The sequence below is a fragment of the Hyphomonas oceanitis genome, from assembly GCF_036964545.1.
Taxonomy (GTDB): domain Bacteria; phylum Pseudomonadota; class Alphaproteobacteria; order Caulobacterales; family Hyphomonadaceae; genus Hyphomonas; species Hyphomonas oceanitis.
On record NZ_JBALTL010000004.1, the window covers coordinates 171085 to 183086 of the forward strand.

Annotated in this window: 8 protein-coding genes; 5 read left to right on the forward strand and 3 right to left on the reverse strand. The window is 59.1% G+C overall.

Annotated features, from left to right (window positions below):
- Positions 1–371: 371 nt before the first annotated feature.
- Positions 372–2897, forward strand: coding sequence for a hypothetical protein (locus tag V7651_RS12460; RefSeq protein ID WP_335613390.1), 2526 nt, complete (start codon positions 372–374; stop codon positions 2895–2897).
- 119 nt (positions 2898–3016) lie between these two features.
- Positions 3017–5623, forward strand: a complete 2607-nt coding sequence (locus tag V7651_RS12465; protein ID WP_035539257.1) for a TonB-dependent receptor domain-containing protein — start codon at positions 3017–3019, stop codon at positions 5621–5623.
- Positions 5624–5699: 76 nt separating this feature from the next.
- On the opposite strand, the gene purB is transcribed toward V7651_RS12465, so the two are convergent.
- Entirely contained in the window at positions 5700–6998 is a 1299-nt protein-coding gene (gene purB, locus V7651_RS12470) for an adenylosuccinate lyase (protein ID WP_335592029.1), read from the reverse strand.
- A 179-nt stretch (positions 6999–7177) separates the two neighbouring features.
- Here purB and V7651_RS12475 point away from each other — a divergent pair, with 179 nt between their 5' ends.
- Positions 7178–8149 (forward strand): peptidoglycan-binding domain-containing protein, encoded by a 972-nt coding sequence (locus V7651_RS12475; protein WP_035539260.1) that lies wholly within the window; start codon positions 7178–7180, stop codon positions 8147–8149.
- A 51-nt stretch (positions 8150–8200) separates the two neighbouring features.
- A complete protein-coding gene (locus V7651_RS12480) occupies positions 8201–8902 on the forward strand; it encodes a VIT1/CCC1 transporter family protein (RefSeq protein WP_335613391.1) in 702 nt (233 codons plus the stop codon).
- Positions 8903–8985: 83 nt separating this feature from the next.
- On the opposite strand, the gene V7651_RS12485 is transcribed toward V7651_RS12480, so the two are convergent.
- Entirely contained in the window at positions 8986–10203 is a 1218-nt protein-coding gene (locus V7651_RS12485) for an NADP-dependent isocitrate dehydrogenase (RefSeq protein ID WP_335592032.1), read from the reverse strand.
- 77 nt (positions 10204–10280) lie between these two features.
- On the opposite strand from V7651_RS12485, the gene V7651_RS12490 reads away from it, so the two are divergent.
- Positions 10281–11081, forward strand: coding sequence for an RNA methyltransferase (locus tag V7651_RS12490; RefSeq protein WP_335613392.1), 801 nt, complete (start codon positions 10281–10283; stop codon positions 11079–11081).
- 1 nt (position 11082) lies between these two features.
- On the opposite strand, the gene V7651_RS12495 is transcribed toward V7651_RS12490, so the two are convergent.
- Positions 11083–11847: a crotonase/enoyl-CoA hydratase family protein gene (locus tag V7651_RS12495; RefSeq protein ID WP_035539265.1), complete on the reverse strand. Its 765-nt coding sequence runs from the start codon at positions 11845–11847 to the stop codon at positions 11083–11085.
- Positions 11848–12002: the final 155 nt, after the last annotated feature.

Consider the following 12002-nt stretch of genomic DNA (forward strand, 5'->3'; position numbering starts at 1 on the left):
GGCGGCGCGAAGGGGCGAACGGACTGTCTTTAAAGTGCAATATTTCCGTTAATTGAATGTCATGCCCCGCCGCTATTGAGCGCCTGACAGCCCGCGATTCAGTTGGGCTCGTTCGGTGGTTTCAACGAGGGGTTATCATGATTTTCCGCACTTCAGTGAGCGCGCTTGCGCTTTGCCTACTAGCTGCGTGTTCGCAGGGAAGCGACATCGCATCACCAGGGCCCAGCAATCCTGGTACACCTCCCGGCGGCGGCGGTGGTGGCGGCGATGGCGGCGGTGGCAGCACTGCAGAGTGCCCGACCGGATTCACCGAAGGCGACGCAGTTGGCGGCCTTACGACATGTAACCTTTCTGGAACATACCTTGCCGACTTGACGCTCCCTTATGTTGCGGGCGTTGCCTACGCGATCGACGGGCGGGTTGATATCGGTGTGGATCTTGGCGCAAGCGGAACGGCCACTAGCGGCACCGCTGCGACACTGACGGTCGAACCAGGCGTAACTGTCTTTGGTCGCTCGGGTGCAGACTACATTGTTGTTAATCGTGGTTCGGAAATCGATGCAGACGGTACTGCGTCCAACCCCATCATCTTCACCAGCGCGAACGATCTGGTGCGTCGCGCGGCCAATCCGGATGATTTCGGCGGTGACAACATTGGCGAATGGGGCGGCCTCGTCATTCTCGGACGCGCACCCATCAACCGTTGCCGTAATGCTGCAGCTCCCGGGACGGTCGATTGTGACAACGTCATCGAAGGCGTGAGCAATCCTGATGCGATTTACGGTGGCGCAGATGCTACCGACAGCAGCGGTACACTGCGCTACGTGTCGCTCCGCTTCTCTGGTTTCGCTATCGGCAATGGCAACGAGCTCAACGGCATTTCGCTTGGCGGTGTCGGATCGGGCACCACGATTGACTATGTGCAGGTCCACAACAGTTCGGATGATGGCATCGAGTTCTTCGGTGGAACGGTAAACGCCAAGCACCTTGTGCTGACCGGTAACGATGATGACTCGCTGGACACAGACAATGGTCTGGCAAGCAACATTCAGTACGTGGTCGTGAAACAGCGTGACCTCAGCGGCGACAACATGGTTGAAGCCAGCGGCGTACCCAGCGTGACACCTGCGTCTAATGCAAAGGTTTCGAACTTCACCTTCATCGGCAATGCCACAGGCAACGCCTTCCGCCTGAACACAGGAACGGTCGGTACTTATGTAAACGGGGTCGTGAACAACCTGTCCGAATGCTTCCGCTGGGAAGAATCGGCTGGCAACGGTACGGCAGGCTACCAAGCTGGCGTTGACCCGGCCTTTGCCTCGGTTCTGTTTGACTGTGCTGCTGGCCTTTCAACGGATGGATCCGATGCCGCAGCAGCAAGCGCTGCCGTCGCAGCCGATGCCAACAATACAACAACGGCAGGCAACACGCTCGCGGCCTCTTACTTCCCCGGCCCTAACGAAGCTGCTGTAACACCATTCAACACCGCGTCGCTTGGCTCGTTCTTTGAGCCGACCACATATATTGGTGCATTTGGTCCAGCGGAATCCGAGACGCAGAACTGGGCGAGTGGCTGGACATTCGGTCTGTTCCCGGATCCGAGCTGCCCCGAAGGCACTGCAGATTCCGGTATCTCGATCGATGATCAGACGATTTGCCGCATTTCCGGCACCATCCTCGATGACGTGCGCCTGACGCGCGGCAACTATTATGAAGTCGTGGGACGTCTCAATGTCGGCGTCGATGTCGGTGCCGATGGCAATGATGCAGGCGGTGACCCGGCTTCCCTGACCATCGAAGCGGGCGTGACCGTATTCGGCGGAAGCGGGCTGGACTACATTGTCGTCAATCGGGGTTCGCAGATCTTCGCGAATGGCACGAAGGAAAACCCGGTGGTCATGACATCCGAAGCTGATGTGACGGGCAACCAGGTCAACGAAGCCGAGGCTATCGGTGAATGGGGTGGCCTCGTCATCCTGGGCCGCGCACCCATTAACCGCTGTCGCAACGCCGCCACACCGGCCACAGTCAATTGCGACAACGTCGTTGAAGGTGTGAGCAATCCCGATGCTGTCTATGGTGGCGTTACGGCTGACGATAACAGCGGTTCGCTCCGCTACATGGTCCTGAAGCATTCCGGCTTTGCTCTGGCGCCGGGTAACGAACTGAACGGCATCAGCCTTGCTGGCGTCGGTTCGGGCACGACGGTGGATTATGTCCAGGTTCATAACAGTTCGGATGACGGCATCGAGTTCTTCGGTGGCACAGTGAATGGGAAACACCTGGTTCTTACCGGTAATGATGACGACTCACTCGACACAGACAATGGCTACGATGGCAGCCTGCAGTACGTTATCGTGAAGCAACGTTCGCTTGGTGGTGACAACATGGTTGAAGCCAGTAGCGTCGCCGGTGTCACACCAGCTTCCAATGCCAAGGTTTCGAACTTCACCTTCATCGGCAACAATTCAGGCAACGCGCTCCGTCTCAACACGGGCACGATTGGTACCTATGTGAATGGTGTCGTCAGCAACCTGTCTGAATGCTTCCGCTGGGAAGACTCGGCCGGCAACGGTGTCGCTGGTTACCAGGCCGGTGTCGATCCGTCCTTTGCCTCAGTCCTGTTCGATTGTGCCGCCGGCCTTTCAACGGATGGCTCTGACGCTGCAGCAGCAACCGCTGCCGTCGCAGCCGACGCCAACAATTCGACTGGCACGGCCAACACGCTGACATCGACCTTCGTCAACGGTCCGGCAGAAACGGCCGTCACGCCATACGATGTGACGGGCCTTTCGGGCGATCTTGAGGCTGTCGACTATATCGGCGCCGTCAAAGACACCACCGACACCTGGTGGCAGGGCTGGTCGTGCGGTCTCGAGGCCAGCGACCCTTGTTGAGTTGAGAACCGCCGGGACGGCCGCCTTGTGTGCGCGCCGTCCCGGCACTTCCCATTTTCGGCCGACAGGGAAGGCTTGATTGAAAAGCCCCTGAATTACGGCAAGCTAGGTTCAAAAAAATGTCCAATATTCCAGTCAGATACAAATGGTTGCTGTCGACAGCGATCGCCTTGGCTTTGGTTCCTCTGGCCGTTGCCCAGGAGACTGGCAGCGCCAATGACGCTCCCGAAGACAGCCGCACACTCCAGACAGTCGTTGTTCGTGGTCAATTCATTCCGGAGCCACAACGTGAAACCTCCCAGGTCGCGACCTTCCTCTCGACCGAAGATCTGACACGCCAGGGCGACTCGAACGCCGCGCTCGCGCTGACGCGCCTCAGCGGTCTCAGCATTGTGTCGGGTAAGTTTGCCTATGTGCGCGGTCTTGGCGATCGGTATTCGTCGGCCCTGCTCAATGGTTCGCCGCTTCCAAGCCCTGAGCCACTGCGCCGCACCGTTCCGCTTGATCTGTTCCCGGCGAGCGTTCTCTCAGGTGCTGCCGTTCAGAAAACCTATTCCGCAAATTATCCGGGTGAGTTTGGTGGTGGCGTGATCGACCTCCAGACGCTTCGCCAGCCGGCAGAGAATTTCCTGACGATCAAGGCGGGCGTGTCTGCGAACACCGAGACCACGGGTTCCGACGGTCTCTTCGTTCGTGGAGGCGATCTCGACTGGTCAGGTTATGACGACGGCCTGCGGGACATTCCGGGTCCACTCGGCGCACTGCTCGCCTCTGGTGAGCGACTCAACGACCAGACACCGGCGCAGATTGAAATCATCGGTGAGAGCCTCGTCAACTCGCCACTGTCTGTGATCCAGCAGGGCAAGATGGATCCTAATCCAAGCGGTTCGGTTGAAGGCGGACTCATCCTCGACAAAGGCCAGTATGATATCGGTCTGATTGGCGTCGTTGGGTTTGACTCCGGTTGGACAACCAGAGACGCGACACGCCAATATGTTGAAGGCGGCGTTCTGGGCAGTGACCAGCGCCAATTGTCGACAGCGTATGACGCGACAATAAATGCACTGGGCTCTGGTTCGATCGGCTGGGGTGACAACGAAATCCAGGCCACGCTCTTCTACGTCCACACGACGACCAAACAGGCCGAGATCACAACAGGGACGGACTTCAACGCACCGGGCTCGACGGGCGAGATCTTTGATGAATCCTCGGGCTGGTTCGAGCGCGAGCTGAGCTTCCTGCAGCTGCGTGGCGATCACAAGGTGAATGGTATCGACCTGTCCTGGCGTGGCGCGTATGCCGTGTCCACGCGCGATGCGCCTTACGACCGTTCGCTGCGCCGCACACCAAATGCCGACGGTGAGCCACTCTATTCCACCGCAAATAACTACGGCATCCTCTTCTCCAATCTTGAGGACAAGATTGGCAGCTTTGGGGCTGATGCGTCCTATACGGTCGATATTGGCGATGCGCGTGAACTGGTCATGTCCGGTGGCTTCGATGTTGCGTCGACCGAGCGTAGCTATGACTTCCTGTCGCTGCGCTTTGTTGGGGGCAACGCGATTCCGCTTGATGTGCAGCAGGCGCGTCCTGACTATCTGTTCTCGCCGGACAATATCGGGCCAGGACGTTTCGTCCTGCAGGAAATCACGACACCGAACGATTCCTATTCGGCTGGCCTCGACGTGAATGCTTTCTATGTCCAGACGGATCTCGACATTCTCGACTTCGTGCGGGGTACGGTTGGCTTCCGCTACGAGGACGCTGAAGAAACGGTCAAGACATTCGACCGCTTCGGGAACCAGGGTGCTGGCGATGTGAATCTCAGCAATGACTATGTCTTGCCGACGTTTACGCTGACATGGAACTTTGCTGACGACCTGCAGCTACGCGCTGGCTACTCGCAGACGATTGCCCGTCCGCAATTCCGTGAACTGGCCTTGTCCTCGTTCATCGATCCTGAAACCGACCGGGTTTACCGCGGCAACAGCGGTCTCGTGGACAGCGAACTGAAGAACTACGACGCGCGTGTCGAATATTACCTTGGGCGCAACCAGTTCATCACTGCTGGCGCCTTCTACAAGGACATCAAGAACCCGATCGAGGAAGTGCAATACTCAACGGCTTCATTCGTTTTCGAAACGACCTTCATCAACAGCCCGAAAGCCGAGCTATATGGTGCGGAGCTGGAGTATCGCACGAATTTCAGCATGCCGATTTCGAATGCATGGTTTGATGCACGCGAGTGGCTTTTCTCTGCCAACTACACCTACACCTCTTCTGAAGTGCAGGCTCAGGATGGCGATCAGGTGTTCGACCCGATCTCGCGTTCGCGTCGTGATGCTGCCCTGTTCGGCCTGGATGGCTCCGATCTTCAGGGGACGCCACAGAATATCCTGAACATGCAGTTCGGCTGGGAGAGCGATGTTGACCAGTTTACGCTGCTTCTTGGCTGGGTTGATGACAGGATCCTTCAGCGCGGCTTTGGGATCGGTGCTGCAGCCCTGCCGGACGTTGTCGAGGAGCCAGGTGTCCAGCTTGACCTGGTGTTCAATCGCACACTCACGCTCGGCGGCCGCGACGTGGAGCTCGGCCTGAAAGGTCGTAACCTGCTCGGCACGAAACACTCGGAGTATCAGATGACCCAGGGCGATGTGGGGCGCACCGAGTTCAATACTTACGAGCGCGGAACGACAATCTCAGCGAGCCTGTCGACCACGTTCTAGATTTGTAGCGTACCTAAAAGAATACCCTGCGAAGCACTCCGCTTCGCAGGGTATTTTTATGCCAGTTTTTAGCGGGCTATGCCGCGCCGAAGACGCGTTCGAAAATCGTGTCGACGTGCTTGAAGTGGTATTCGAGATCAAACAGGTCTTCGAGTTCTTCATCCGTCAGTTTGGCTTTGACGTCGGGATCGGTCTTGAGCAGGTCGAGCAGGTTGCCTTCGCCGCGCCAAGTGCGCATCGCGTTGCGCTGGACGAGTGTGTAGGACTCCTCGCGGCTGACGCCATGTTCAACAAGGGCCAGCAGGATGCGCTGCGAATTGTGCAGGCCGCCCATGCTGTCGATCGTGCGCATCATGTTTTCCGGATAGACGACCAGGTTCTCTACAACGTTCGCCAGGCGATGAAGGGCAAAATCCAGATGGATTGTTGCATCCGGGCCGATGCCGCGCTCGACGGAAGAGTGCGAGATGTCGCGCTCGTGCCACAGGGCGACGTTCTCGAGGGCTGGCGTGACCGCCGACCGGACGAGGCGGGCAAGGCCCGTCAGGTTTTCCGTGAGGACCGGGTTGCGCTTGTGCGGCATGGCCGACGAACCCTTCTGGCCGGGCGAAAAGAACTCCTCGGCTTCCAGCACTTCGGTGCGCTGCAGGTGGCGCACTTCTGTCGCGAGGCGCTCGACGGATGAGGCGATCACGCCGAGCGTGGCGAAATACATGGCATGACGGTCACGCGGGATGACTTGAGTCGAAACCGGCTCGATGGCGAGGCCGAGTTTGGAAGCCACGTGGGCTTCGATCTGGGGGTCGATGTTAGCAAATGTGCCAACAGCGCCGGAGATGGCGCAGGTTGCGATTTCCTCGCGGGCAAGTTCCATCCGGGCGCGGGCGCGCTTGAACTCGGCGTAGAAGGTAGCGAGTTTGACGCCGAACGTGGTGGGTTCGGCGTGGATACCGTGGCTGCGGCCGATCGTTGGGGTGAATTTGTGCTCGCGGGCGCGTGTTTCGATGGCCTTCAACACGCGGTCGAGGCCCCCAAGCAGGAGGTCCGCGGCGCGCACCAGCTGGACATTGAGGCAGGTATCCAGCACGTCCGACGAGGTCATGCCCTTGTGCAGGAAGCGCGCTTCCTCGCCGACATGTTCGGCGACGTTCGTGAGGAAGGCGATGACGTCATGTTTCACTTCGCGCTCGATGGCGTCGATGCGGTCGACTTCGAAGGCGCCCCGCTCGCGAACGGCCTTTGTAACGCCTTCAGGGATGATCCCCAGGTTTTCCATGGCTTCAGCGGCGAGTGTTTCGATCTCCAGCCAGATGCCGAAGCGTGTTTCGGGAGACCATATTTCGGCCATTTCGGGACGGGTATAACGCGGAATCATGGGAAGCCTCTCTGCTTGTGTGGCCCGTATAGCCCGGAATCGCCCGATTGCCAGTGCCAGCGCGCCGCAGAAGGCCTGTTCGCGCCTTACCTGAACAGGCTGGCAGGTCAGGCCCGGCTGGGTTAAAACGGATTCAGGAACATACGATCGGGTGGGGTTGCCGACCGCAGCCAAGGGGAATGATGATGAAAAGACTGCTGTGGACCACAGCCCTGGCCATGACGCTGGGAGGCTTCGCGAGCGCACAGGGCGGCGCGGAGTATCCACCGACATCCGATACGGGTTCCTGTTTTGCGCGCGTATTGATGCCCGAGACCACAGAGGTCGTGACCGAACAGGTGCTGGATGCGCCGGAGCGGACGGAGATCAAGGTCATCCCGGCAGTCTATGAGACCTATACGAAGGAGATCATGGTGAAGGAGGCCACGACGGCCTACACAGTGATCCCCACAGAATACGACACACAAACCGAGCAGGTTCTTGAATCGCCGGAGCGGATCGAGACCGTCGTCATTCCCGCAGAATATGAGACCTATTCCGAGAAAGTGCTGATCCGGCCTGCTTATACGACATGGAAGCCCGGAGCAGGCCTCTATGGGCGCAATGTGACGGCGGCCAGCGCTGATGCAAGCTCGGTCGTATCGACGGGCGAGCTGCTTTGCCGCGTCGAGGTGCCCGCGCAGTATGATGAGGTGAAGCGGACCCGCCTGCTTCAGCCCGAGCGCACCGAAACGAAGATCATTCCGGCAAAATACAAGACAGTTACCAAGCAGCTGGTGAAGACGCCCGCTCGCGTTGTTGAAGAGGCCGTGCCCGCTGTCTACGAGACGCTTTCGCTGCAGAAGCTCGTGACGCCCGCGCAGGAGCAAACAATGGTCATTCCGGCCAGCTACAGGACCGTTGAGAAACGTGTTGTGACCGGTGGTGGCAGTGTCGAATGGCGCGAAGTGCTTTGCGACACGAATGCCTCGGCAGCGAAGATTGCGGAAGTGCAAAAAGCGCTGACGGCAAAAGGCTACAAGGTGCCTGCCGACGGTGATTTCGGGCCAGCAACGCTGAAGGCCATGGAAGCCTACCAGCGCGCAAACGGGCTGCCTGTTGGTTACCTGACGGTGAGTACCGTAGAATCACTAGGTGTTTCCGTCGAATAGCGACCTATAAGGTCATGCTCAGTCACACACCGCTTGCGGCAGAGGATAGTCATGGCCCGGTCCCATCATCATGTTGAACGCCATCTCGTGTCACGCATCGGCTGGATGCGTGCGGCTGTGCTCGGTGCCAATGACGGCATCGTGTCGACGGCCAGCCTCATCATCGGCGTCGCTTCGGCATCGGCAGCTCAAGGGGAGATCCTGATTGCCGGTGTCGCGGCGCTTGTTGCTGGCGCGATGTCGATGGCGGCGGGTGAATATGTGTCCGTGAGTTCGCAGTCGGATGCGGAGCAGGCCGATCTTGCGCGCGAGCGCAAGGAACTAAAAGACGGACCGGCGGCGGAGCATGCGGAACTTGCGGGTATCTATGTCGAGCGGGGACTGACTCCTGACACGGCAAAAGAGGCCGCGCGGCAGCTGATGGCGCATAATGCGCTGGAGGCCCACGCGCGCGACGAACTCGGCATTACGGACCTGACAGCGGCAAAACCGGTACAGGCGGCATTCTCATCGGCTGTTTCGTTCATTGTTGGTGCGGCGCTGCCGCTGGCGCTGGTCTGGCTCGTCCCGTTGACCAGTCTGATCTGGGTTGAGGCTGTCGCCTCGCTTGGCTTCCTGGCGCTTCTGGGCGCAGTAGGCGCGCGGGCGGGGGGCGCCGATATGCTTCGGCCGACCATACGTGTGACATTCTGGGGCGCTCTGGCGATGGCGATCACTGCCAGTATTGGCCATCTTATTGGCGGCGTCATCTGAGACCGGCAGTCTCATATTGTTAAAAAAGCCCCGGCACCTTTTGGCGCCGGGGCTTTTGATGTTTTAGCGCTGGAGCGCAGGTCTTATGCCTTCGACATCTCGGCTTCGAGGTTCTGAGCTACCTTCTCGATAAAGCCTTCGGTCGTCAGCCATTCCTGGTCTGGACCGACGAGGAGCGCGAGATCCTTGGTCATGTCGCCAGCTTCGACTGTTTTCACGATGACCGATTCCAGCGTCGCAGCGAACTTGCTGACTTCCGGTGTGCCATCCATGCGGCCGCGGTGGCTGAGACCTTGCGTCCAGGCGTAGATCGAAGCGATCGAGTTCGTCGAGGTGGCCTCGCCCTTCTGGTGGTTGCGGTAGTGGCGCGTAACGGTGCCGTGTGCAGCTTCGGCTTCAACCGTGTTGCCATCGGGTGTCATCAGAACGGAGGTCATCAGGCCGAGCGAACCATAGCCCTGTGCGACCGTGTCGGACTGGACGTCGCCGTCATAGTTCTTACAGGCCCAGACGTAACCGCCGGACCATTTCATGGCGGCTGCGACCATGTCGTCGATCAAGCGGTGTTCGTATGTGCCGCCAAATTCCTTGAACTTGTCAGCGAATTCCGCGTCGAACACTTCCTGGAAGAGGTCCTTGAAGCGACCGTCATAGGCTTTCAGGATGGTGTTCTTGGTCGACAGGTAGACCGGCCATTTGCGCTGCAGGCCATAGTTGAAGCTGGCGCGGGCGAAGTCGCGGATCGACTGGTCGAGGTTGTACATACCCATCGCGATGCCGGCCTCAGGGAAATCGAATACTTCTTTTTCGATCTTTTCGCCGTTCTCACCGACCCAGGTCATGGTGAGCTTGCCCTTGCCGGGAACGAGGAAGTCAGTGGCCTTGTACTGGTCGCCGAAAGCATGACGGCCGATGACGACTGGCTTGGTCCAACCTGGAACGAGGCGCGGTACGTTCGAGATCACGATAGGCTCACGGAAGACGACGCCGCCGAGGATGTTGCGGATCGTGCCGTTTGGCGACTTCCACATTTTCTTCAGCTTGAATTCTTCGACGCGCTGTTCGTCGGGCGTGATCGTGGCGCATTTGACCGCGACGCCATACTTCTTGGTGGCTTCTGCAGCATCGACGGTGATCTGGTCGTCGGTCTCATCGCGCTTCTGGATCGAGAGGTCGTAATACTTCAGGTCGATATCCAGGTAGGGATGGATCAGCTTGTCCTTGATGAGCTGCCAGATGATGCGGGTCATTTCGTCCCCGTCCATCTCGACAATCGGGTTCTTGACCTTGATCTTCGCCATGTTTTGAAATCCTTGCGGTTGGAGCTATTGGAGTGGCCTATAGCAGAGCGGGTCGCCGCGTCAAAACAGGTTCCTACATGTCAGATCAGCGCAGACCATGCGTCATCCTCCATTCTCCCCAACTTGGTGAAAACATAGGCGCTGCCGCCCGTGTCATGCGCAATTTCGGGCTGACCGATCTGCGGCTTGTCAGCCCGCGCGACGGGTGGCCCAATCCGGCAGCCGATACGATGTCAGCTGGCGCCTTTGATGCGGGTGTGGTCGTCAATGTCCATGAAACGCTGCAGGATGCGCTGGAGGGGGTGACCTATCTCATCGCGGCGACGGCTCGGCTGCGCGGTATCGAAAAGCGCGTGACGGATGCAGTGGGGGCGGCAGCGGCCGCTTTCGGGCGCTCGGGAGGTGATGGTAAGGGCATTGCCGCGGTCATGTTCGGGGGCGAGAAGGCCGGTTTGCCGAACGAAGCCGTGGCATTGTCGGACCTTTTAATGACCTATCCGGTGGATCCCGACTTCAAGAGCCTGAACCTGGCGCAGGCTGTGTGCGTGTTCGTGCATGAGTGGGGCAAGTTGAACGCAGCCGAAAACCCGTCAAACTTCCCGTCTCAAAATCAGGTCAAACCCCTAGAAGTCCCCTCGATGCCCGATGCAAACCCATCGACGCGCGATGATGTGTTCCGGATGTTCGAGCATTTCGAGTTTGAACTGGAGCGGGCCGGCTATTTCTTCCCACCGGAAAAGACGCCGCTGATGAAGGACAATCTGCGGTCAGCACTGATCCGAGCTGATTGGACGGAACAGGAAGTGCAGACTTTCCGCGGCGCGATAAAAGCACTGGCCATCGGCCGCGGAAAGGCACGTGTCGTTCGAGAGGACTAGGCTATTTGCCTTTCCAGACCGGCGCCCGCTTCTCGATGAAGGCGCGCGGGCCTTCCTTGAAGTCTTCCGTGGTGACAAGGCCTGCGAAGGCGGTGCCGCTGGCTTTCCAAAGTTCATCGTCGCCCTTCTTGAGCGCATCCACGGTGACTGTGCGGCTTGCCTGAACGGCGAGCGGGGCGTTGGCCATGATGCGGTCGGCGAGCGATGTCGCCTCGGCCATGACGTCGGCTTCCGGGACGACCTTGTTGACCATGCCGAGTTCATAAGCGCGCTGCGAGGAAAGCGGATCACCTGTCAGGATGACTTCCAGTGCCATGGGCATGCCGATGACGCGGGGCAGGCGGAAAAGGCCGCCAGCACCGGCTACCAGCGAACGCTTCACTTCAGGCAGGCCGAAATTGGTTGTGTCGGCGCAAACGATCATGTCGCAGGAAAGGGCGATCTCCGTACCGCCGGCAAGGGCGCTGCCGGTAATGGCGGCGATGAGCGGCTTGGTGCGCTCGCGGCGCGCGATCCCGGCAAAGCCGCCTTTTTTGGTGCTGAGCGCAGCGCCATTGCCTGCGCTGATTTCCTTGAGGTCGGCGCCGGCGCAGAAGGCCTTGCCATTGGCGGTGAGGATAGCGACCCAGAGGTTCGGGTCTTCCTCAAATTTGTCGAGTGCAGACTCGATGCCCTGGGCCATCACGCCGTTGATGGCGTTCCGGGCGTCCGGGCGGTTCAGGGTGATGATCGCAAGGTGGCCCTTGGTTTCGAATTCGACTGACATCTTGGCATTCCTCCAAATTGATTTTGGTCAGACTAGGAGGGGTTACGCAGCGTCTGCCAAGCGGAAAGACGACTGATGTCGTTAAAGGCGAAAGCGCCTCTTGGCGGACCCAAGGGAAGGCCTGCCAAGGTCGCCAAAAATAACGGAGACATGTC

What these genes read in the sequence shown, in the direction of transcription:
- V7651_RS12465 (WP_035539257.1), top strand. Translation starts at nt 3,017, where the DNA reads ATGTCCAATATTCCAGTCAGATACAAATGGTTGCTGTCGACAGCGATC.
- purB (WP_335592029.1), bottom strand. Translation starts at nt 6,998, where the DNA reads ATGATTCCGCGTTATACCCGTCCCGAAATGGCCGAAATATGGTCTCCC.
- V7651_RS12475 (WP_035539260.1), top strand. Translation starts at nt 7,178, where the DNA reads ATGATGATGAAAAGACTGCTGTGGACCACAGCCCTGGCCATGACGCTG.
- V7651_RS12480 (WP_335613391.1), top strand. Translation starts at nt 8,201, where the DNA reads ATGGCCCGGTCCCATCATCATGTTGAACGCCATCTCGTGTCACGCATC.
- V7651_RS12485 (WP_335592032.1), bottom strand. Translation starts at nt 10,203, where the DNA reads ATGGCGAAGATCAAGGTCAAGAACCCGATTGTCGAGATGGACGGGGAC.
- V7651_RS12490 (WP_335613392.1), top strand. Translation starts at nt 10,281, where the DNA reads ATGTCAGATCAGCGCAGACCATGCGTCATCCTCCATTCTCCCCAACTT.
- V7651_RS12495 (WP_035539265.1), bottom strand. Translation starts at nt 11,847, where the DNA reads ATGTCAGTCGAATTCGAAACCAAGGGCCACCTTGCGATCATCACCCTG.